Source organism: Microbacterium sp. Leaf161 (genome assembly GCF_001423645.1).
Classification (GTDB): Bacteria; Actinomycetota; Actinomycetes; order Actinomycetales; family Microbacteriaceae; genus Microbacterium; species Microbacterium forte.
The window spans coordinates 1,652,240-1,672,049 of sequence record NZ_LMOW01000001.1 but is presented as its reverse complement, the minus strand read 5'-3'; the positions used below and the strand labels follow the sequence as shown (position 1 = coordinate 1,672,049).

The 19,810-nt window shown below is 68.1% G+C and carries 21 protein-coding genes; 7 read left to right on the top strand and 14 right to left on the bottom strand.

The window, feature by feature from the left end:
* Positions 1–101: 101 nt before the first annotated feature.
* Positions 102–1,331: a hypothetical protein gene (locus tag ASF87_RS08205; protein WP_235558906.1), complete on the bottom strand. Its 1,230-nt coding sequence runs from the start codon at positions 1,329–1,331 to the stop codon at positions 102–104.
* A 194-nt stretch (positions 1,332–1,525) separates the two neighbouring features.
* Here ASF87_RS08205 and ASF87_RS08200 point away from each other — a divergent pair, with 194 nt between their 5' ends.
* Positions 1,526–1,975: a VOC family protein gene (locus ASF87_RS08200; RefSeq protein ID WP_056375441.1), complete on the top strand. Its 450-nt coding sequence runs from the start codon at positions 1,526–1,528 to the stop codon at positions 1,973–1,975.
* Here ASF87_RS08200 and ASF87_RS08195 read toward each other — a convergent pair.
* On the bottom strand, positions 1,972–2,400 hold the full coding sequence (locus ASF87_RS08195; protein WP_042538072.1) for a DUF1761 domain-containing protein: 429 nt from the start codon (positions 2,398–2,400) through the stop codon (positions 1,972–1,974). The two genes, ASF87_RS08200 and ASF87_RS08195, sit on opposite strands and share 4 nt — an antisense overlap.
* A gap of 138 nt (positions 2,401–2,538) precedes the next feature.
* Between ASF87_RS08195 and ASF87_RS08190 the strand changes: the two genes are divergently transcribed.
* Both ASF87_RS08190 and ASF87_RS08185 read left to right on the top strand, forming a co-directional pair.
* Positions 2,539–4,200, top strand: a complete 1,662-nt coding sequence (locus ASF87_RS08190; RefSeq protein WP_056375440.1) for a glycoside hydrolase family 13 protein — start codon at positions 2,539–2,541, stop codon at positions 4,198–4,200.
* 68 nt (positions 4,201–4,268) lie between these two features.
* Positions 4,269–5,276, top strand: coding sequence for a LacI family DNA-binding transcriptional regulator (locus ASF87_RS08185; RefSeq protein WP_056375439.1), 1,008 nt, complete (start codon positions 4,269–4,271; stop codon positions 5,274–5,276).
* A 34-nt stretch (positions 5,277–5,310) separates the two neighbouring features.
* Here ASF87_RS08185 and nhaA read toward each other — a convergent pair whose 3' ends face one another.
* From nhaA to ASF87_RS08175, 3 genes are all read right to left on the bottom strand, one after another.
* Entirely contained in the window at positions 5,311–6,576 is a 1,266-nt protein-coding gene (nhaA, locus tag ASF87_RS08180; protein ID WP_056375438.1) for a Na+/H+ antiporter NhaA, read from the bottom strand.
* A 64-nt stretch (positions 6,577–6,640) separates the two neighbouring features.
* Positions 6,641–6,814 carry a hypothetical protein gene (locus ASF87_RS17830; protein ID WP_164481681.1) on the bottom strand — a complete coding sequence of 58 codons (174 nt, stop codon included), beginning with the start codon at positions 6,812–6,814 and terminating at the stop codon, positions 6,641–6,643.
* Positions 6,815–6,846: 32 nt separating this feature from the next.
* The gene (locus tag ASF87_RS08175) at positions 6,847–7,188 is read right to left on the bottom strand and encodes an ArsR/SmtB family transcription factor (protein WP_042538075.1); all 342 of its coding nucleotides are present in this window, start codon (positions 7,186–7,188) and stop codon (positions 6,847–6,849) included.
* Positions 7,189–7,271: 83 nt separating this feature from the next.
* Between ASF87_RS08175 and ASF87_RS08170 the strand changes: the two genes are divergently transcribed.
* Together ASF87_RS08170 and ASF87_RS08165 are read left to right on the top strand one after the other, a co-directional pair.
* Positions 7,272–8,609 (top strand): FAD-dependent oxidoreductase, encoded by a 1,338-nt coding sequence (locus tag ASF87_RS08170; RefSeq protein WP_056375437.1) that lies wholly within the window; start codon positions 7,272–7,274, stop codon positions 8,607–8,609.
* Complete coding sequence (locus ASF87_RS08165) at positions 8,606–9,013, top strand: arsenate reductase ArsC (protein ID WP_056375436.1); 408 nt, start codon at positions 8,606–8,608, stop codon at positions 9,011–9,013. The genes ASF87_RS08170 and ASF87_RS08165 overlap by 4 nt, the downstream gene beginning before the upstream one ends.
* A gap of 113 nt (positions 9,014–9,126) precedes the next feature.
* Here the strand turns inward: ASF87_RS08165 and ASF87_RS08160 are convergent, their stop codons facing one another.
* The 3 genes from ASF87_RS08160 to fdxA are packed head-to-tail and all read right to left on the bottom strand — an operon-like array spanning position 9,127 to position 10,540.
* Positions 9,127–9,756: a superoxide dismutase gene (locus ASF87_RS08160; protein WP_056375435.1), complete on the bottom strand. Its 630-nt coding sequence runs from the start codon at positions 9,754–9,756 to the stop codon at positions 9,127–9,129.
* Positions 9,757–9,777: 21 nt separating this feature from the next.
* Positions 9,778–10,299 (bottom strand): flavin reductase family protein, encoded by a 522-nt coding sequence (locus ASF87_RS08155; protein WP_056375434.1) that lies wholly within the window; start codon positions 10,297–10,299, stop codon positions 9,778–9,780.
* The gene (fdxA, locus tag ASF87_RS17695; RefSeq protein ID WP_235558905.1) at positions 10,250–10,540 is read right to left on the bottom strand and encodes a ferredoxin; all 291 of its coding nucleotides are present in this window, start codon (positions 10,538–10,540) and stop codon (positions 10,250–10,252) included. The genes ASF87_RS08155 and fdxA overlap by 50 nt, the downstream gene beginning before the upstream one ends.
* 79 nt (positions 10,541–10,619) lie before the next feature.
* Here fdxA and soxR point away from each other — a divergent pair, with 79 nt between their 5' ends.
* Positions 10,620–11,102 carry a redox-sensitive transcriptional activator SoxR gene (soxR, locus tag ASF87_RS08145; RefSeq protein WP_042538088.1) on the top strand — a complete coding sequence of 161 codons (483 nt, stop codon included), beginning with the start codon at positions 10,620–10,622 and terminating at the stop codon, positions 11,100–11,102.
* A 19-nt stretch (positions 11,103–11,121) separates the two neighbouring features.
* Here the strand turns inward: soxR and ASF87_RS08140 are convergent, their stop codons facing one another.
* The 6 genes from ASF87_RS08140 to ASF87_RS08115 all read right to left on the bottom strand — a co-directional run bounded on the left by ASF87_RS08140 (position 11,122) and on the right by ASF87_RS08115 (position 18,993).
* On the bottom strand, positions 11,122–13,368 hold the full coding sequence (locus ASF87_RS08140) for a glycoside hydrolase family 3 N-terminal domain-containing protein (RefSeq protein WP_056375433.1): 2,247 nt from the start codon (positions 13,366–13,368) through the stop codon (positions 11,122–11,124).
* Positions 13,368–14,489 carry an ABC transporter permease gene (locus tag ASF87_RS08135; RefSeq protein ID WP_235558904.1) on the bottom strand — a complete coding sequence of 374 codons (1,122 nt, stop codon included), beginning with the start codon at positions 14,487–14,489 and terminating at the stop codon, positions 13,368–13,370. The genes ASF87_RS08140 and ASF87_RS08135 overlap by 1 nt, the downstream gene beginning before the upstream one ends.
* A gap of 1 nt (position 14,490) precedes the next feature.
* The gene (locus tag ASF87_RS08130; RefSeq protein WP_056375432.1) at positions 14,491–15,579 is read right to left on the bottom strand and encodes an ABC transporter permease; all 1,089 of its coding nucleotides are present in this window, start codon (positions 15,577–15,579) and stop codon (positions 14,491–14,493) included.
* Entirely contained in the window at positions 15,576–16,382 is an 807-nt protein-coding gene (locus ASF87_RS08125; protein WP_056375431.1) for an ABC transporter ATP-binding protein, read from the bottom strand. Before ASF87_RS08125 ends, ASF87_RS08130 begins: the two co-directional genes overlap by 4 nt.
* Positions 16,379–17,203 (bottom strand): ABC transporter ATP-binding protein, encoded by an 825-nt coding sequence (locus ASF87_RS08120; protein ID WP_056375430.1) that lies wholly within the window; start codon positions 17,201–17,203, stop codon positions 16,379–16,381. Before ASF87_RS08120 ends, ASF87_RS08125 begins: the two co-directional genes overlap by 4 nt.
* A 122-nt stretch (positions 17,204–17,325) precedes the next feature.
* A complete protein-coding gene (locus ASF87_RS08115; RefSeq protein ID WP_042538101.1) occupies positions 17,326–18,993 on the bottom strand; it encodes an ABC transporter substrate-binding protein in 1,668 nt (555 codons plus the stop codon).
* Between the two features lie 165 nt (positions 18,994–19,158).
* Here ASF87_RS08115 and ASF87_RS08110 point away from each other — a divergent pair, with 165 nt between their 5' ends.
* Positions 19,159–19,806 (top strand): TetR/AcrR family transcriptional regulator, encoded by a 648-nt coding sequence (locus ASF87_RS08110; protein ID WP_042538103.1) that lies wholly within the window; start codon positions 19,159–19,161, stop codon positions 19,804–19,806.
* Positions 19,807–19,810: the final 4 nt, after the last annotated feature.

Genomic DNA, 19,810 nt, shown 5'->3' with positions numbered 1-19,810 from the left:
ACGTCGAGCGGTGGTCGAGAAAGCATCCGAACCACCTGAATCAGATGCGTTATCGACCACGCACCAGCCGACGGATGCGTTATCGCCCCGGCGGGAACCCGTCAATCGACGGGAAGACTGAAGGGGTTGTCACCGGCAGCTGCGAGCAGGTACCACGCCGTCGCGCCGGTGTGAAGGCTGGCGTAGTAGAGGTCGCCGAAGCCGGAATCCAGGCCGTCCGTCGACGTCGCCACGATGCCCTTGCCGTCTCCGTTCACCGCATCGCGCTGGCCCAGTCGGATGCTGCTCAACAGCGCCTCCGCGCGGTCGGCGTCGCCCGCTCCACCCCTCAGCTTCAGAGCCAGTGCCAGGTGTCCGCTGCCCTCGAACCACACCTTGGAGGTGTCGACGTGGCTGATGGACGGGCCGGTGTAAGGCCCGTCGGTGGCCATGAGGTTCGCGAGCGCCCAGTCGACAGCCGCACCGTACCGCGGGTCACCCGTGCCGAGCAGCGTCCAGGTCTGGGCGTCGAGCGGCACCGGATAGACGTTCGTGGTCGACCCGTCGAGCAGCGTGCCGGTGTCGACGTGACCGTCTGCGCTCTGCATCGCGGCCACGAATGCCGTGGCCACCGCCGCTCTGTCGGCCCACACCGGGTCGCCGGTCAGCTGGGCCAACTGCGTGAAGAAGCCGGCGATATCGGTGTTGTGCTCGGTGGACTTCCACTCCAGCGAAGAGCCGTTCTCGAGCTGACCCCCCGTATAGCCGAAGGGGGCCCGCGCCATGTCGGCGGTGTTGGTCTGGATCCACTCGGCGATCCGCACGGCTCCGTCGAGGTACTTCGACTCGCCGGTCGCGTGGAAGAGACGCGCGAGCGCCATGCCCGCCCACGCCTGGTTGCCCGTGAAGGTGCCCGGGCCGGTGATCTCGACACGCCCCTGTCGTATGCCGTGGGGTTCGTACGACGTGCGGACTCGCCCGTCGCCGCTCGGATCGTTCGCCTGCACGAAGAGCAGGGTGTCGCCGATGGTCTGCGCCCGGCGGATGTCGTCCGGCAGACCCCTGGCGGTGTACGCGATCACGACGAGTGCGTCGTCGTAGACGAAGGACGGAGTGAAGTCCCATGTCGGCAGGTCGGTGAAGAACCCTCCCTCGTAGCTGCGAGGGAGGCAGTGCCCGGCACCGTCGCAGAACTCGTCGACACGGGCATCGAGGAACTCGTACGCCAGAGCGACGGAGAGCGTGGGGTCGGAGGCGACGTCGGCGGTCGGAGCGTCGGAGGGGCCATCACCCGAGGCTGCGGTCGCCGCACCCGCGACCAGGGCGGCGGCGATGAGCGCGGCGGCGATCATCCACGGAGCAGATCGACGCGACGAACCCGACATCAAGACCCCCTCGGTGTGGACCGCGGTTCGAGTGCACGACCCGCGAGCGACCAGGAGGCCACGTGCAAAATGCTGGCATACCAAGAAGTCCGAGCGGAAGGGGCGAAGGTCTAGTCTTTCGGCTCCTCCGGCGTGTCGCGCTCGCGAGTAGCATCCGACGCATGCCCATCACACTGGAGAACGTCGGCATCGCCGTGCGCGACCTCGACGCGACCATCGCCTTCTTCACCGATCTCGGCCTCACCGTGCTCGGCCGCGACGAGGTCAGCGGAGAGTGGGCCGACACCGCGGTCGGCCTCGACGGCAATCATGCGAAGATCGCCGTGCTGCAGACACCGGACGGCCACGGTCAGCTCGAGTTGTTCGAGTACATCCACCCCGACGCGATCGAGACCGAGCCCACGCTGCCGAACGAGATCGGGATGCACCGGGTGGCGTTCTCGGTGGACGACATCGATGAGTCCCTGGCCATCGCCGCCCGGCATGGATTCCGGCCCCTGCGAGGAGTCGCGAACTACCAGGACGTCTACAAGCTCACCTACCTGCGTGGCCCGAGCGGGATCCTCGTGATGCTCGCGCAGGACCTCACGAAGGATGCCGCAGCGGGCTAGCCGAGCGCAGGCGGCCAGACGCCGATGATCAGCGCCATGACCACGATCGTGACGAGCTCGTGGGCGATGTTCATGGTGGTCAGCGCTGTCGGGCGCCCCTCGAACGCATCGTGGGTGATGAACCGCGCGGCGGTGAATCCGGCCCACAGCAGCACACCGGTGACGACGGCCGCCCAGAAGAACGACCCGTCGTAGAAGTGCCACGCGATGGCCGAGGCTCCGGCCAGCACCCAGGCCGTCGCGAAGCTCACGAACACGGTGGTGATGATCGCCATCGTCGCGCTCGAGCCCGGGCGATCCATGTCGACGTTCGCGAGCTTCGACCAGCGCGTGCCGAACACCTTCGGGGAGTACCAGATCGTGCCGACGATCATGCTCGACGCGGTCGCGAGCAGAACGGCCCAGTAGTTGATCTCGGGAACCATGACAGCCTCCAGTCGTCGGATGCCCGAAGCCTACTCCCGGGCTGCAAGTCGCTGTGGAGCGGCGTGGAATATCGCGTTGCCGAAACGATTCGATCGCAATGGTGGCAGACCTGCAAGCGTTTGCACTAATCTGATCCCATGGCACAGCTTGAGCAGATCGCAGCCCCCGGTTCCGAGTGGTGGCGCAGTGCGGTCATCTACCAGATCTACCCTCGTTCGTTCGCCGACGCCTCTGGCGACGGCATCGGCGACCTGCCCGGCATCACCAGCCGGCTCGACTCCCTGAAGGAGCTCGGCGTCGACGCGATCTGGCTGAGCCCGTTCATGACGAGCCCGCAGCGTGACGCGGGATACGACGTGGCCGACTACCGCGACGTCGACCCGCTCTTCGGCACGCTCGACGACTTCGACACCATGCTCGACGAGGCGCACACCCGCGGCATCCGCGTTGTCGTCGACCTGGTCCCGAACCACTCGTCTGCTCAGCACGCCTGGTTCCAGGAGGCGCTGAAGGCGGCTCCCGGCAGCCCCGAGCGAGCACGGTACATCTTCCGCGATGGCAAGGGCGAGAACGGCGAGCTGCCCCCCAACAACTGGGAATCCGTCTTCGGCGGCGGCATGTGGGAGCGCATCACCGAGGCCGACGGCACTCCCGGCCAGTGGTACCTGCACATCTTCGACCCCACGCAGCCCGACTTCGACTGGAACAACGAAGAGGTGCGCGAGGAGTTCCGCTCCATCCTCCGCTTCTGGCTCGACCGCGGCGTCGACGGCTTCCGCGTCGACGTGGCTCACGGCATGATCAAGGCCGAGGGCCTGCCCGACTACACCCCGCCGGCCGACGCCGACTCGATGGGCGGCGGCGAGGACGACGTGCCGTACTGGGGTCAGGACGGCGTGCACGAGATCTACCGCGACTGGCACAAGGTGCTCGCCGAGTACGACGGCGATCGCGCACTGTGCGGCGAGGCCTGGATGCCGACGCTGAAGCAGACCGCTCTGTGGGTGCGCCCCGACGAGATGCACCAGACGTTCAACTTCCCGTACCTGATGACCGAGTGGGACGCGAAGGCTCTCGGCGACGTCATCCGCGAATCTCTCGACGCGTTCGGTGCGGTCGGTGCTCCGAGCACCTGGGTGCTGTCGAACCACGATGTCGTGCGCCACGCCTCGCGCCTCGCGCTGACCGCCGAGAACCCGCAGGGTGAGGGCATCGGCCCGAACACCCCGCACAAGCCCGACACCGCGATCGGACTCGCCCGCGCCCGCGCGGCGACGACCGTGATGCTCGCCCTCCCCGGCTCCGCGTACCTCTACCAGGGCGAAGAGCTCGGCCTGCCGGAGGCGATGGAGATCCCCGACGCGTTCCGTCAGGACCCGACGTGGTTCCGCACGAACGGCGAGCGCTACGGACGAGACGGATGCCGCGTGCCGCTGCCGTGGGAGGCGGATGCTCCGGCATTCGGCTTCAACGAGACCGGCGCGTCGTGGCTGCCGCAGCCGGCTGACTGGGCCTCGTACTCGCGGGATGTCGAGGAGGTCGACCCCTCGTCGACGCTCGCGCTCTACAAGCGCCTGCTCGCCGGACGCCGGGAGTACGGCTTCGGCAGCGGCTCCCTGGTGTGGGAGGACGCCGGAGCGGATGCGGTGGCATTCCGCCGCGGCGACGTGCACGTGCTCGCGAACCTGGGCACCGAGCCGATCCCGCTGCCCGCCGACGCGTTCGTGATCCTGCAGAGCCAGCTGTTCGACGGCGGCGCTGTGCCGGTCGACACGGCCGTCTGGTACACCACGGCGTAAGCCGGACACGGTGGGGCCGCGGCATCCGATGGGATGCCGCGGCCCCACCGACTCAGAGAGGAATCCCCATGGCGAGCATCGATGAGGTCGCCCGGCTCGCCGGCGTCTCGACCGCGACGGTCTCGCGCGCTCTGAGCGGCCGAGGCCACGTGTCGGAGTCTGCTCGCCAACGCGTGCAGGAGGCGGCGGCGGCGCTCGGGTACGTGGTCTCGTCTCGAGCCTCGAGTCTGGCGTCGGGTCGCACCCGCAACATCGGCGTGGTGGTGCCCTTTCTCGACCGTTGGTTCTTCAGCACCGTGCTGTCGGGGGTGTCGTCGGCGCTGATGCGCGAGGGCTACGACATCACCCTCTACAACATCACCGCCGACAAGGACGTGCGCCGCCACGTGTTCGACACGTTCCTGCGGCGGCAGCGTGTCGACGCCGTGATCGCGGTGTCGATCGAGCTCGACGCCGACGAGACGCAGCACCTGCTCGACCTCGGGCTGCCGGTGATCGCGATCGGCGGCCCGAATCCGAAGCTCGACACGCTGACGGTCGACGACGTGGCAGTCGCGCAGCTCGCCACTGAGCACCTGATCGGTCTCGGGCACCACGACATCGCTCACATCGGCGCGAACCCCGAGTTCGACATCGACTTCCACATCCCGACGAACCGTCGCCTGGGGTTCGAGAAGGCACTGGCGAAGGCCGGAATCCCCCTGAACCCCGCCTTCCTCGAACCGGCCGACTTCACCGTCGAGGGCGGATACCGCGCGGCGAAGCAGCTGCTCGGCCGCCCGGGCCCCCGGCCCACCGCCGTGTTCGCGGCATCCGACGAGATGGCCATCGGTGCGATCCTCGCCGCCCGCGACCTCGGCTTCGCCGTGCCGGACGACCTCTCGATCGTCGGCATCGACGGCCATGAGCTCGGCGAGTTCTTCCGGCTCAGCACGGTCGACCAGTTCCCGCTGGGTCAGGGAGAACGAGCAGCGGATGCCGTGCTCGCCAAGCTCGCCGACGGAGACGCCGCAGGCATACCCGCAGAGCTCCCCTATGAGCTCAACGTCCGAGGAACGACCGCGCGCCTGGTCTGATCGCGCTGGCCTCGCCACGGGCGCACTCTCGTCGTCATCGCGCGCGTCGCGCCACGGCATTCCGCCGCGCGAGGATGCCGCCGCCGATGACCGCCGCGATGAGGGATCCCAGCAGGACGCCGATCTTGACGTGCTCGTCGGCGATCGAACTCGACCCGTAGGCGAGCTCACCGACCAGCAGGGAGACGGTGAATCCGATCCCCGCGAGGAAGGCCATGCCGATCAGGTCGGGCCAGCGCAGCGTCCCGTCGAGGCGCAGCGCCGGCACGCGGCTGAGCAGGAAGGTGGTCGCGAGGATCCCGATCGGCTTGCCCAAGACGAGTCCGACGATGATTCCGATCGCGATCGGGTCGGTGAGAGCCGACCGCAGTCCCTCGACACCGCCGATGGTGACTCCGGCCGCGAAGAAGGCGAAGACCGGCACGGCGAACAGCGTCGCCACGACGCCCCACCGATCGGCGAAGTGCGGGGCCAGGCCGTCGTACACCGGCTCGCCGTCGGCATCCAGTCCCCGTGGGACCCTGGCACGCTCGGTCGGCACGACGGGCACGACGAAGCCCAGCAGCACACCGGCGACCGTCGCGTGGATCCCTGCGGCGTGGATGCAGACCCAGACCGCTACGGCGAGGGGCAGGAGGATCCACCACGCTCGAACACCCTTCTGCACGAGGAGGGCGAATCCGGCGAGCGGAAGCAGGGCGAGAGTTAGCCACGGGAAGCTGATCGTGTCGGTGTAGAACGTGGCGATGATCGTGATGGCGATGAGGTCGTCGATGATGGCGAGCGTCAGCAGGAAGACGCGCAGAGCGGGCGGCAGGAACCTGCCGACCACGGCGATCACGGCCACGGCGAAGGCGATGTCCGTCGCGGTCGGGATGGCCCAGCCGCGCAGGGCGTCACCGTCGCCGGCGTTGATGACGGCGAAGATGACAGCCGGCACGACCACCCCGCCGACGGCCGCGGCAATCGGCAACGCGGCCTGGCGCGGGTCGCGCAGGCGGCCGGTGACGAACTCCTCTTTCAGCTCGAGACCGACGACGAAGAAGAAGATCGCCAGCAGGCCGTCGGCCGCCCAGGCACCGATGCTGAGGTCGAGGTGCAGCGCGGGGATGCCGAAGGTGAAGTCGCGCACGGACTCGTACCACGACACCGCGGAGGTGTTGGCGAGGATCAGCGCGGCGACGGTGGCGGCGAGCAGGAGCGAGCCACCAAGGACGTCGCTGCGGGCGTTGTTCCGGATGCCGCGCCACAGCTCGTGCGGAGCCAGGCGGAGACGGGGACGGGAAGGAGAAGTGGACACGAAGAGACCTCACGCGAGAGAAGGGGTGAACGGCGCGGAAGACCACACCCCATCGAGGCGTGGTCTAGTCGCGTGGCGGCGGGCAGCCCGCGATCTCACCGTGCGAGAGTGTGCCCCAGACGCTGGTCCAGCCGTTCGTGCCCGGGTGCATGACGACGCGCATCGACTTCCTCATCGGGGTCGCCGAACGCAGCTCATGCGGAGCGCGCGTCGAGCCGGCGATCGAGAGAAGGGCCATGGAGCAAGCCTATCGGGGTGTGCCTGAGCGACTCAGACGCGTCGCAGCGCTTCTCCGGCCGCGTCGAGCGCGCCGTCGGCGAGAGAGAAATACGCCCACTTGCCGCGCTGCTCGCGAGTGACGAGTCCGGCGTCGGCCAGGAGCTTCATGTGGTGCGAGACGGTGCCCTGCGAGAGGCCGACCGGGGCGGTGAGATCGCAGATGCAGGCCTCGCCGCCCTCCGCCGACGAGATGAGCGACAGCAGGCGGATGCGCGTGGGGTCTCCGAGTGCCTTGAAGAGGTGCGCGATGCGCTCGGCCTCGGCGACCGGCAGCGCGGCTGCGGTGCCCGGGGTGCAGCAGGCGGTCTGCTCGATCGTCACCGGAAGCGTCATGCGACCATCCTCTCACGTATTGACATTCTTCGATACGTGAGCGACGCTTCTCATATCGATGATTTTCAATCTGAGGAGATGCGATGTCTGAACTGCCCGTCGTGGTGATCGGAGCGGGACCACAGGGCCTCGCCGCAGCGGCACATCTGGTCGAACGCGGTGAAGACGTCGTGGTGGTCGAACGAGGGCAGGGGGCTGCGAGCGCCGTCTCGGAGTGGGGGCATGTGCGCCTGTTCTCGGCATGGCCGGAGCTGACCGACGCCGCCGCGCGTCGCCTGCTCGAGCCGACGGGGTGGAGCGCTCCTGCGTCGGGCTACCCGACCGGGGCGGAGTGGGTGAGCGACTACCTGGCGCCGCTCGCTGGCGCCCTGGGAGGCCGCATCCGCTACGCGACGACCGTCACGGGAGTCGCCCGCCAGGGGCGCGACAAGGTCGTCGACGCCGGGCGCAAGAGTTCGCCGTTCGTCGTGCACACCGTCGACGCCGACGGTGTCGAGTCCCGCATCCTCGCCCGTGCCGTCGTCGATGCGAGCGGCACGTGGGGCACGCCGAATCCCGCAGGCGCCGACGGCTTCCCGGCGGTCGGCGAGCGGGCGGCATCCGATCTCATCTCGTATCGCATCCCGGCCGACGTGGCTGCGCTCGCCGGCGAGCACGTCGTCGTCATCGGAGCGGGGCACTCCGCCACCCATGCGGTGCTGCGCCTGAGCGAGCTGGCTCGCCGGGCACCGGGAACCCGGGTGACCTGGCTGCTGCGCCGCGGCAGCGCCGCGAACGTCTTCGGCGGCGGCAGTGGCGACGAGCTGCCGGAGCGCGCTGCACTGGGCGCTCGCGCCCGCAAGGTCATCGACGCGGGCGTGGTCGAGCTGGTCACGGGGTTCCGCGTCGCGGAGTTCCGCGCCGGGGGCGACGGCATGACGATCTGCGCCGAGGACGGACGCGAGGTGGCGGCTGTCGGACGGGTGTTCGCGCTCACCGGCTTCCGCCCGGACAGCGGCATCCTGCGGGAGCTGCGCATCGACCTCGACACCTCCCTCGAGGCCGTCGCCGGCATCGCCGCAGAGATCGATCCGAACATCCACTCGTGCGGATCGGTGTCGGCGACCGGCGCACGCGAGCTCGCACAACCGGAGCTCGGGCTCTTCATCGTCGGCGCGAAGTCGTACGGCCGCGCACCGACGTTCCTCGCGCTGACGGGGTACGAGCAGGTGCGCAGCGTCGCCGCACACTTGGCCGGAGATCACGAGGCCGCGGCCCGCACTGAACTCGTCCTCCCTGACACCGGCGTCTGCGGCGGATCGGGAGACTTCGGTGAAGCGGATGGTGCACGCTGCTGCGCCGCACCGAGTGTGCTCCAGATCGGCAGGATCCCGTTCCCGTCGCCCGAGCCCGCACGCTCGCTTACCCTGGAGACATCATGACGACCAGCACCAAGCCCTCCGTCCTGTTCGTGTGCGTGCACAACGCCGGACGCTCGCAGATGGCCGCAGGCTTCCTGCGCGAGTTCGCCGGAGACCGCATCGAGGTGCGATCCGCCGGTTCCATGCCCGCCGAGCAGATCAACCCGGTCGCGGTCGAGGCGATGGGCGAGCTCGGCATCGACATCACCGTCGAGCAGCCCAAGGTGCTCACGACCGAGGCCGTACAGGCGTCCGATGTCGTCATCACGATGGGATGCGGCGACGCCTGCCCGTTCTTCCCCGGCAAGCGCTACGAGGACTGGAAGCTCGACGACCCGGCCGGCCAGGGCATCGACTCCGTGCGTCCGATCCGTGACGAGATCCGCCGCCGCATCGAGACGCTCGCGGGCGAACTGCTCGCCTGATCGCAACCTCTCGGGAGGAGAACTGCGCTTCGGGAGGACGGATGCTGCGGCATCCTCCTCCCGAAGACGAGATCTCCTCCCGAAGGCACGGACGGGACGGATCAGCAGGCGACTCAGCGGGCGACGATGAGGCCCTGCGTCTTCTCCTGCACGGCCTGGAACCGACGCTGCACGTCGGACCAGTTGACGAGCTCCCAGAACGCCTTGACGTAGTCGGCGCGCACGTTGAGGTAGTCGAGGTAGTAGGCGTGCTCCCAGACGTCGAGCTGCAGCAGCGGGGTGACGCCGAGCGGGGCGTTGCCCTGCTGGTCGAACAGCTGGATGATGACAGGTCGAGCTCCGACGCTGTCCCACGCGAGCACGGCCCAGCCCGAGCCCTGCACGCCGAGCGCGGTCGCCGTGAAGTGCGCGCGGAAGGCGTCGATCGAGCCGAACGCGTCGGTCAGCGCCGCCTCGAGCTCGCCTTCGGGGTTGCCGCCGCCGTCGGGCGACAGGTTCTCCCAGAACACCGAGTGGTTGATGTGTCCGCCGAGGTTGAACGCGAGGTCCTTCTCGAGCTTGTTCACAGCCGCGAAGTCGCCGGAGTCGCGGGCTGCGGCCAGCTGCTCGAGCGCGGTGTTGGCACCGGTCACGTAGGCCTGGTGGTGCTTCGAGTGGTGCAGCTCCATGATCTTGCCCGAGATGTGCGGGGCGAGAGCCGAGTAGTCGTACGGCAGCTCGGGGAGGGTGTACGCAGAGGTCATGCTGTTCCTTTCGGTGGGGTTTCAGTGCTGGTCGTTCGGCAGCGAGTGGAATCGACGATCGAGGTACACGAGCGGGCGGCCGGGCTGCCCCAGGAGCACTTCGTCGACCTCGGCGATCACGACGGTCGAGGAGCCGACCGCGACAGTCGTCATCGGGTGGCAGCGCATCGCCACGCGGGCTTCGCGAAGATACGGCTCGCCCGTGGGCAGCGAGCTCCAGCCCTGCTCGGGGGTGAACCGGTCAGCGCCGCTCACGGCGAAGCTCTGCGCCAGCGCGGAGTGCTCGTCGTCGATCAGATGCACGACGAACGTGTCGGCCGAGAGGATCGACCCTGCACTGCCGGTGGCCCTGGTGACAGAGAAGACGATCGCGGCGGGATCGACCGCCACGGACGCGACGCTGGATGCCGTGAGGCCGACCGGCCCCGCGGGGGTCATCGCCGTGATGATCGCGACTCCTGCCGGATGCGCGCGGAACGCGGCCTTGAGCCCCTCACCGACCTCCGAGGGAACCGGCGCTGCGGGGTGCTGCTGACTGCTCATTCGGGTGCCTCCTGGGGCGGAAGTGCTTGGCCTTGTAGTAGTCCTGCCATTCTTCCGGCAGGTCGTCTTCGTAGTAGATCGCCTCGACGGGGCAGACGGGTTCGCACGCGCCGCAGTCGACGCACTCGTCGGGGTGGATGTACAGCGAGCGCTCGCCCTCATAGATGCAGTCAACGGGGCATTCGTCGATGCACGCACGATCCTTGACATCGACGCAGGGAAGGGCGATCACGTAGGTCATAGGGTGGCGGTCTCCGTTCGGGTCACGGTTGCAACCGTATGACCTCAAGTACACTTGAGGTCAAATCGAGGAGGTCGGGATGAGCGCAGACACCGACACGGACCGCACCGTCCACGGCCCTGACGAGCCGTTGACGATCGGCGAGATGAGCAGGCGCACCGGGGTCGCACCCTCGGCCCTGCACTTCTACGAGAGTCTCGGCCTCATCGCCTCGACGCGCACGGCCGGCAACCAGCGCCGCTACGCCAGGCACATGCTGCGTCGGGTGTCACTCATCACGGTGGCGAAACGCCTCGGCATCCCCCTCGCCGATGTGCAGCACGCATTCGCCGATGTTCCCCTGACGCAGACGCCGAGCCACGAGGACTGGCAGCGCGCATCGCGACGCTGGAAGCGCGAGCTCGAGAAGCGCCGCGAGGGCATCGAGCGCCTCGAACGCGAGCTGACCGGGTGCATCGGCTGCGGGTGCCTGTCGATGAAGGCGTGCGGCCTGCTGAACCCGGGTGACGCGCTCAGCAGCCAGGGCGCGGGCCCGCAGCGCCTCCGCGACGAGGACGCCTGAGCGCCCCCGTCGCAGATGATCAGGCCACGGTGAACGCGGCGCTCAACAGCACCTCGTCGCGCGAGCTCGGACCCACGAGCAGTTCGAACGCACCGGGTTCGACGCGACGGATGCCTGCGGCGTCGACGATCGAGCACTCCGCCACCGCGAGCTCGAGACGCACTCGTGCCGACTCCCCCGGCGCGAGGTCGACCTGACGGTAGCCCTTGAGCTCCCGGTCGGCCCAGCTCACGCTCGTGATGGAGTCGCGCACGTAGACCTGCACGGTCTCGCGAACCGGACGCTCCCCCGTGTTCGTCACCGTCACCTCGGCGATGATCGTGTCGTCGCGACCCAGCGTCGTCGATGCGAGCGACAGCTCGCCGTACGACACCGTCGAGTACGACAGCCCCTCGCCGAACGCCCAGGCCGGGGACTGGGTCAGGTCGGCGTAGCGGTCGCCGTGCTGTCCGCGGATCTGGTTGTAGTACGTGGGCTGCTGGCCGACGTGACGCGCGAACGAGATCGGCAGTCGCCCTGACGGCTCGACCGCACCCGAGATGATCTCGGCGAGCGCGCGCCCGCCCTGCATGCCCGGATTCGCCGCCCAGATCACGGCGGCTGCCTGCGAAGCGGATGCCGGAAGCACCAGCGGCTTGGATGCGAGCAGCACGATCACCACGGGCTTCCCCGTCGCGATCAGCGCGTCGAGCAGGGCGTTCTGCCCACCGATCAGCTCGAGGGTCGCGGTCGAGCGCCCCTCGCCGACGAGCTCGATGCGGTCGCCCACGACGGCGACCACGACATCGGATTCCGCCGCCGCACCTACGGCCTCGGCGATCAGCGTCTCGTCCGGTGCGCTCGGCACGACGACCGATGGCCGGGGCTGGCCGTCGGGGAACTTCGCGCCCCGAGGGTCTTCCTCAAGGGTGAGGATGTCGGCGCCGCGCGCATGCGTGACCGACCACCCCTCGACGCCTGCGAGGCCGTCGAGCACGGTGGTGATCATCTCGCGCGGCTGACCGTCGAGCCACCCGGCCTGGCCGGAGCCACCGGCCCAGTCGCCGAGCTGCGTCTGGGCGTCGTCGGCGAGCGGCCCGACGACGGCGACCTTCAGCGCTGTCGCGGCATCCAGGGGCAGCACGCCGTCGTTCTCGAGCAGCACGATCGAGCGACGCGCGGTCTCGAGGTTGAGTTCGGCGTGGGCGGCGCTGCCGACCACGGCATCCAGGTCGGCCTGCGGAAGCCGCGGGTCTTCGAACAGCCCGAGCTCGAACTTGAGGGTGAGGATGCGGGCCACGGCGTCGTCGAACGCGTCTTCGGCGAGCAACCCGTTCGACACCGCCTCGAGTGCACCCTCGAAGAAGCCCGGAGTGTTCATGACCATGTCGTTGCCGGCGCTCACGGCGGCGGCCGAGGCGTGGGCGTAGTCGGGCTGCACGTGCTGCTCCCACACCATGCGACCGACGTTGTCCCAGTCGGTGATGAGGGTGCCGGTGTAGCCCCACTCGCCACGAAGAACGTCGCTGAGCAGCCAGTCGTTGACCGTGATCGGCACGCCGTCGGTGGTCTGGTAGCCGAGCATGAACGTGCGGCATCCCTCGCGGGCGACCCGCTCGAACGGCGGCAGGAACCACGACCGCAGCTTGCGCCGAGAGATGTCGGCCTCGCTCGCGTCGCGTCCGCCCTGCGTCTCGGAGTAGCCGGCGAAGTGCTTGGCCGTCGCGAGGATGGCGGTCGGGTCGTCGAGGCCGTCGCCCTGGTATCCGCGCACCATCGCCGAGGCGAGTTCGCCGATCAGGAACGGGTCTTCGCCGAAGGTCTCGTCGATGCGGCCCCAGCGCAGGTCGCGCGCGATGCACAGCACCGGCGAGAAGGTCCAATGGATACCGGTCGCCGCGACCTCGACCGCGGTCGCTCTCGCGACCTTCTCGACGAGCTCGGCGTCCCACGTCGCAGCCATTCCGAGCTGTGTCGGATAGATGGTCGCTCCGGGCCAGAACGAGTGGCCGTGGATGCAGTCCTCTGCGACGAGCAGCGGGATGCGCAGCCGTGTCTGGGAGGTCAGCTCGTTCGCCCGGATGATGCGCTCGGGCGAGGTGTGCAGGATCGAGCCGACGTGCTTGCCCAGCACGTGGTCGTCGAGGTCGTCGCGGGCGTCGAGCTGCAGCATCTGCCCGACCTTCTCCTCGACCGTCATGCGGTCGAGGAGGTCGGCGACGCGCGCCGCGATCGGCAGTTCAGGGTCGAGGTAGGGCAGGGATTCGGTCAGGGTCTGAGAGGTCATCACTTCGTGTTCTGTGTCTTCGTGTCGTGTGTCTGGTTCGTCGTATCGTCCGCGGCGTTCTGCACGGTACCCGAGTCGGTCGTCTGCACGCTGCGCACCGCCGTCACCGGGTCGTTCACGTTGAGCCCCTTCTTCTTCATCGCGCGGGCGCGCTCACCCGCCGACCGCAGCCTCGGGTTCACGTACTCGTCGATGCCGAAGTTGATGAGCGACAGGGCGACGCCGATGATCGCGATGCAGAGGCCTGCGGGCACGTACCACCACCACAGGCGGGGGAAGGCGCCGTTCTGCTGCGCCCAGAACAGGATCGTGCCCCAGTTGAGGTTGCTCACCGGGATCACGCCGATGAAGGCGAGCGTCGTGAGGCCGAGGATCGCCGCCGTGACGGTGCCGACGAAGCTCGACGCGATCAGCGCCATGAGGTTCGGCAGCATCTCGACCGTGATGATGCGGTGCAGCGGTTCGCCGTTGGCGCGGGCGGCCTGGATGAAGTCGCGGTTGCGCAGCGACATGGTCTGCGCGCGCAGCACACGCGCACCCCACGCCCAGCCCGTGAGTCCGAGCACCGCGGCGATCACGATGAGCGGCGGGTTCTCGAACTGCGACGCCACGATGATGATCAGCGGGATGCCGGGGATCACGAGGAACACGTTGGTGAGGGCCGAGAGCGACTCGCTCTTCCAGCCGCGCACGTAGCCGGCGATGACGCCGATCGTGATGGCGATGATCGTGGCGATGATGGCCGACAGGAAGCCGACCACGACGACGCCGCGCGTGCCGAAGATCAGCTGGCTGAGCACGTCTTCACCCATGTGCGTGGTGCCGAGCCAGTGGTCGAGCGAGGGCGGCTGCCGCAGAGCCGTGCGGTCCTTCTGCGTGGCGCCGTAGGGGGCGAGCAGCGGGGCGAAGATCGCGATCAGCACGAACACCCCGAGGATGATCAGGCCGGCGATCGACTTGGGGTTGCGGAACATGGCGAACGAGTGCGCGAGCTGCGACCAGAAGGTCTTGCGGCCGGGCGTGCCGTCGCGCGCCGTGAGGAACGTCGCGGTCTCCGGCATCCCGGTGGGGACCGTGCTGCCGTCGGGGGCCGTGGTGTCGGTCGAGGTGGGAACGCTCATGTCAGGCCTCCGTCTGGCGCGTGCGCGGGTCGAGGTATGCGTAGACGATGTCGGCGAGGATGTTGGCGACCAGCACCGACAGCGTGATCACCAGGAAGACTCCCTGCATGAGGGCGAAGTCCTTCGCATTGGTGGCGTCCAGCAGCAGCTTGCCGACGCCCGGGTAGCTGAAGACCATCTCCATGACGATCGTGCCGCCGACGATGAAGCCGATCGAGAGCGCGAAGCTCTGGATCTGCGGCAGCACGGCGTTGCGGGCGGCGTATGCCCACAGCACCCGCTTGTTCGGCATGCCCTTGGCCTGCGCGACCGTGATGTAGTCCTCGTCGAGCACCGTGAGCATCATGTTGCGCATGCCCAGCATCCATCCGCCGAGCGACGCGATGATGATCGTGACCGCCGGCAGGGTGCCGTGCATGATCACCTGACCGATGAAGTCGAGGCTCCATTCGGGCGACTGGCCCTTGTCGTAGGCGTGCGACGACGGGAACCACTTGAGCGTCGACGAGAAGATCGCGATCGCGATCAGACCCAGCCAGAAGTACGGGATCGTGTTGAAGAACGTCGTGATCGGGATGAGCGCGTCGAGCCTGCTGCCGCGCTTCCAGCCGACGATCGCGCCGCCGACCGTTCCGAGCGCGAAAGAGATGATCGTCGCGATTCCGACGAGGCCGAGCGTCCACGGCAGAGCGGATGCCAGCACCTCGGTCACCGGACGAAGACCGTGCAGCGTGGAGATGCCGAGGTCGCCGCGGAACAGCATCGCCCAGTAGTCGAGGTACTGCTGCCACATCGACTTGTCGGTGTCGACGCCGAGCAGGATGCGCAGCGACTCCGCAGCCTCGGGGCTGACGTTGCGGTTGCGGGCCAGGTACGAGCTGACCGCGTCGCCCTTCATGAACCGCGGCAGGAAGAAGTTGATCGTGATGGCCGCCCACAGCGTGAACAGGTAGAAGCCCGCCCGTCCGGCGAAGAACCGCCAGGGCACGAGCTTCCTCCCCTTCTGCGCGGTGGTCGCCGTCGTGCCGACCTCGAGCGCGTCGCGGTTCTCCTGTTCGATCTGACCCAGATCGGGGGATGCGGTGGTCACAGTGCACCTCCGTGCGAGCCGGTCGTCGCGAAATGCTTGTCGGGGTCGGGAGACGCCGCCCGCAGTTCGCGCGTGTAGGGGTCCTGCGGGTTGAGGATGACGTCGTCGGCATCGCCGTACTCGACGACGCGACCCTGGTTGAGCACCATGATCTTGTCGCTGAAGTGCCGCGCGGTCGCGAGGTCGTGGGTGATGTAGAGCACTCCGAGGCCCTCTTCTCGCTGCAGGTCGGCGAGCAGGTTCAGCACCCCGAGGCGGATCGACACGTCGAGCATCGACACGGGCTCGTCGGCGACGAGCAGTGACGGACGCGAGGCGAGCGCGCGGGCGATGGCGACGCGCTGACGCTGGCCACCGGAGAGCTCGTGCGGACGGCGGTCGATCACGGCATCCGCATCGAGGCGCACTCGCTCGAGCAGTCGGCGCACCTCTGCCTCGGTCTCGTTCTTGGGCACGACGTCGTCGAGCCGGATGGGGCGCTCGAGGTGGTACCTGATCGAGTGGTACGGGTTGAGCGACGCGAACGGGTCTTGGAAGACCATGCGCAGCTGCTGACGGTACTTCCTCAGGCCCTTGCCGCGCCGCGGAATGGGCGTGCCGTCGAGCCGCACCTCGCCCGACGTGGGCGTCTCGAGCTGGGTGAGGATCTTCGCGATGGTCGACTTGCCGCTGCCCGACTGACCGACGAGACCGATGGTCTGGCCGGAGTTCAGGGTGAAGCTGACGTTGTCGAGAGCCTTGAGCTGACCGGCTCCTCTGACGTTGTAGACCTTGGTGACATCGGCGAACTCGAGAGTCGTCATCGGGTCAGCACTCCTCTCGCGCCGGTGAGACGGGGGAACGACGACAGCAGGGTCTTCGTGTAGTCGTTCTGCGGGTTCGTCCAGATCTGCTCGGCGGAGGCGAGCTCGACGATCTCGCCCTCGCGCATGATCGCGATGCGGTCGCTGATCTCGAGCAGCAGCGGCAGATCGTGGGTGATGAAGATGACCGAGAAGCCGAACTCGTGACGCAGCTGCGAGATCTGCTTGAGGATCTCGCGCTGCACCAGCACGTCGAGAGCCGTGGTCGGCTCGTCCATGACCATCAGCTGCGGGCGCAGCGCCAGGGCCATCGCGATCATGACCCGCTGACGCATGCCACCCGACAGCTCGTGCGGGAACGAGCGCGTGCGCTGACGGCCGACCTTGACGATCTCGAGCAGCTCCTCGGCCTCGGCCCTGCGCTGCTTGCGATTCATGCCGGGCCGGTGGATCTCGAACACGTCCTCGAGCTGCGAGCCGATCGTCGCCACCGGGTTGAGCGCGTTCATCGCCCCCTGGAACACCATCGAGACCTTGTCCCAGCGGAACTTCTGCATCGCATCGACGTCGAGCGCGTTGATGTCGACGTCGACACCGGATGCGTCGTGGAACGTCACGCTGCCGCCCGCGATCACGGCGGGAGCCCGCAGCAGACGCTGCACGCCGTAGGCGAGGGTGGTCTTGCCGCATCCGCTCTCTCCCGCGAGGCCGAGGATCTCTCCTCGCTGCAGTTCGAGCGTCACGTTCTTCACCGCCTCGACGGGCGGATCGACGTCGTACACGACTGAGAAGTTGCGCACGCTGAGCAGGGGTTCTGACATGAGGGGTCCTTCGTCGGTCGGGTGGGGCGCGTTTCGTCTCGCTCCGCTCGCTCAACGACCAGGAATCACCGGTCGTTGAGCGAGGAGCGAAGCACCGAGACGAAACGCGCCCCCGGGACTGCTTACTCGGCCGGCTTCAGCTTCGTGAGGATCTGCACGATGTTCTGCTGAGTCGGGTCACCCGAGGCATACGGGTCCTCCTCCGAAGGCCACCCGACGTAGTTGCGGGTGTTGTACTCGCCGAGCAGCGGGTGCGCGCCGAGCGGGATCGCCGGGACCTGCTCGACGAAGATCTGCTCGAGCGTCGTGATGGCCGCGGTGCGCTCGTCATCGGACGACGCGTTGGCGTAGGTGTTCAGCGCGTCGGTCGCAGCGGGGTCTTCGAAGCGTCCGAAGTTGAATCCGGCGATGCCCTCGGGCGAGATCCAGCGCGGGTCCATCGTCGACGTGTAGAGACCGTAGGCCGTGCCGCTGTCTTCGAGCCAGTGGATGATGGCCGAGAACGAGCCGTCGTCACGGGGTCCTGCCCAGCCGCCCCAGTCGGGCATGTCGATCTTGACCTCGGCGCCGATGGCCTCGGTGACGTCTTCGGCGATGAGCTCCTGCGCGGTGTTCCAGTCGCTCCAGCCCGAGGGCACCGAGAGCGTGAACGAGACGGGCGTGCCGTCGGGGTCGATCAGCGCGTCGTCCTTCCAGGTGTATCCGGCTCCCTCGAGCAGGTCGCGGGCCTTCTCGGCGTCGACGGAGTACTCCTCGCCCTGGAACTCGGGCTGGATCTCGTCTTCGAGGATCGACGAGAGTCCGGTCACAGACCAGACCGGCTCGCTGGCACCCTCGCGGGCGATGTCGACGTACGCGTCGCGATCGATGACCCATGCGAGGGCCTGGCGGAATGCCACGTCGTCGAACGGCTTCTGCTGCAGGTTCATGAAGAGCGTCGCAGAGCCGGTCGTCGGGGCCACGAAGAACTTGTTGTGCTCGGGGTCGGCGTCGAGGAACTGCTCCTGGATCTGCGGGATGAACGCCTGCGCCCAGTCGGCCTCGCCCTGTGCGAGAGCGGTGGTCAGTGCCGTGTTGTCGCCGTAGGAGACGTAGTGCAGTTCGGGAACCGCGAGGTCGCCGCCCCAGTAGTCGTCGCGCGCCTCGAGGGTGACCGACTCGGTCGACCAGTTCGACAGCGCGTAGGGACCGGTGCCGACCAGGTCGTCGCCCTTGACGGGGTCGGTGGCAGGCTCGTCGAGGTTCTCCCAGATGTGCTTCGGCACGATCGGCACGTGCAGCACGCGGGCCTGGTTCACGTACTTCGACTCGCCGAAGTTCAGCGTCACAGCGTCGCCGTCGACGGTCGCGCCCTCGAACTTGAGGCCCGCGGTGTCGAGCGCAGGGGTCGAGACGAGCTCGTAGGTGAAGACGATGTCGTCGGCGGTGAAGGGCTCGCCATCGCTCCAGGTGACGTCCTTGCGAGGCACGACGGTGAGGGCCGTGTAGTCGTCGTTCCACTCGATGCTCTCGGCGAGCCAGGGGGTGACCCCCCGATCGCCGGTCTGGTTCACGAGGGCCAGGGTCTCGAAGATGACCTTGCCGTAGCCGTACTTCGAGGCCGACGAGTCGCCGACGTAGGGGTTGTTCGACTCGGTGGTGATCGCACCGTCGGGCTTGGCGATCGTCAGGGCTGCGCCGCCTGCTCCGGCGTCTCCGTCGTTCGATCCGCCGGCTGCGCAGCCGGCGAGGGCCGAGACGCCGAGGGCGGAGATCGCCGCGACAGCGATCATGGACTTTCTGAGCTTCATTGCTTCTCCTTGGGCACGGGTCGTTGTGCTGTGTGGCTGTCGGTGCACGGGCATCCGACCGCATTCGCTTACTGGCGAGAAAGTAAGCTGGTGCGAGGTTACCCGCCAGTAAGTAGAGTTGGCAAGTACGTCCAGTGCAGGATTCGGTGCAGAAGAGGATGGACCATGTCGAAGGATGCTGTCGCTCACACGTCCGTCCGGCCTGCCACCCGCGAGAAGCGGGAGCAGATCCTCAAAGCCGCCGTCGAGATCTTCGGCAACAAGGGGTCGACGAACGGCACTCTCGCCGATGTCGCGGAGCAGGTGGGCATCACCCACGCCGGCGTGCTGCACCATTTCGGCTCGAAGCAGAAGCTGCTGCTCGAGGTGCTCGCCTACCGCGACCAGGCGGACGTCGCAGAGCTCGCCGAGAAGCACATCCCCGGCGGGCCGGAGCTCTTCCTGCACCTCGTGCGCACGGCGGTCGCGAACGAGCGGCGCCCCGGCATCGTGCAGGCCTACACCGTGCTGTCGTCGGAGTCGGTGACCGACAACCACCCCGGTCGCGACTACTTCGAAGACCGCTACACGACCCTCCGGCGCGAGGTCACCGACGCGTTCCACCTGCTGTGCGCGCAGGAGGGTGTGACAGAGCCCGACACCGTGGCCACCGCCGCGGCCAGCATCCTCGCCGTGATGGACGGGCTGCAGCTGCAGTGGCTGCTGCACCGTGACGTCTTCGACCTGGGCGAGGCGAGCGAGTTCGCGATCCGCTCGATCGTCAACGGTGTGCTGCACCCCGGACCGGCACTGGAGTCGTACCGCCGCGACTAGACGC

What these genes read in the sequence shown, in the direction of transcription:
- ASF87_RS08205 (WP_235558906.1), bottom strand. Translation starts at nt 1,331, where the DNA reads ATGATCGCCGCCGCGCTCATCGCCGCCGCCCTGGTCGCGGGTGCGGCG.
- ASF87_RS08200 (WP_056375441.1), top strand. Translation starts at nt 1,526, where the DNA reads ATGCCCATCACACTGGAGAACGTCGGCATCGCCGTGCGCGACCTCGAC.
- ASF87_RS08195 (WP_042538072.1), bottom strand. Translation starts at nt 2,400, where the DNA reads ATGGTTCCCGAGATCAACTACTGGGCCGTTCTGCTCGCGACCGCGTCG.
- ASF87_RS08190 (WP_056375440.1), top strand. Translation starts at nt 2,539, where the DNA reads ATGGCACAGCTTGAGCAGATCGCAGCCCCCGGTTCCGAGTGGTGGCGC.
- ASF87_RS08185 (WP_056375439.1), top strand. Translation starts at nt 4,269, where the DNA reads ATGGCGAGCATCGATGAGGTCGCCCGGCTCGCCGGCGTCTCGACCGCG.
- ASF87_RS17830 (WP_164481681.1), bottom strand. Translation starts at nt 6,814, where the DNA reads ATGGCCCTTCTCTCGATCGCCGGCTCGACGCGCGCTCCGCATGAGCTG.
- ASF87_RS08175 (WP_042538075.1), bottom strand. Translation starts at nt 7,188, where the DNA reads ATGACGCTTCCGGTGACGATCGAGCAGACCGCCTGCTGCACCCCGGGC.
- ASF87_RS08170 (WP_056375437.1), top strand. Translation starts at nt 7,272, where the DNA reads ATGTCTGAACTGCCCGTCGTGGTGATCGGAGCGGGACCACAGGGCCTC.
- ASF87_RS08165 (WP_056375436.1), top strand. Translation starts at nt 8,606, where the DNA reads ATGACGACCAGCACCAAGCCCTCCGTCCTGTTCGTGTGCGTGCACAAC.
- ASF87_RS08160 (WP_056375435.1), bottom strand. Translation starts at nt 9,756, where the DNA reads ATGACCTCTGCGTACACCCTCCCCGAGCTGCCGTACGACTACTCGGCT.
- ASF87_RS08155 (WP_056375434.1), bottom strand. Translation starts at nt 10,299, where the DNA reads ATGAGCAGTCAGCAGCACCCCGCAGCGCCGGTTCCCTCGGAGGTCGGT.
- fdxA (WP_235558905.1), bottom strand. Translation starts at nt 10,540, where the DNA reads ATGACCTACGTGATCGCCCTTCCCTGCGTCGATGTCAAGGATCGTGCG.
- soxR (WP_042538088.1), top strand. Translation starts at nt 10,620, where the DNA reads ATGAGCGCAGACACCGACACGGACCGCACCGTCCACGGCCCTGACGAG.
- ASF87_RS08140 (WP_056375433.1), bottom strand. Translation starts at nt 13,368, where the DNA reads ATGACCTCTCAGACCCTGACCGAATCCCTGCCCTACCTCGACCCTGAA.
- ASF87_RS08135 (WP_235558904.1), bottom strand. Translation starts at nt 14,489, where the DNA reads ATGAGCGTTCCCACCTCGACCGACACCACGGCCCCCGACGGCAGCACG.
- ASF87_RS08125 (WP_056375431.1), bottom strand. Translation starts at nt 16,382, where the DNA reads ATGACGACTCTCGAGTTCGCCGATGTCACCAAGGTCTACAACGTCAGA.
- ASF87_RS08120 (WP_056375430.1), bottom strand. Translation starts at nt 17,203, where the DNA reads ATGTCAGAACCCCTGCTCAGCGTGCGCAACTTCTCAGTCGTGTACGAC.
- ASF87_RS08115 (WP_042538101.1), bottom strand. Translation starts at nt 18,993, where the DNA reads ATGAAGCTCAGAAAGTCCATGATCGCTGTCGCGGCGATCTCCGCCCTC.
- ASF87_RS08110 (WP_042538103.1), top strand. Translation starts at nt 19,159, where the DNA reads ATGTCGAAGGATGCTGTCGCTCACACGTCCGTCCGGCCTGCCACCCGC.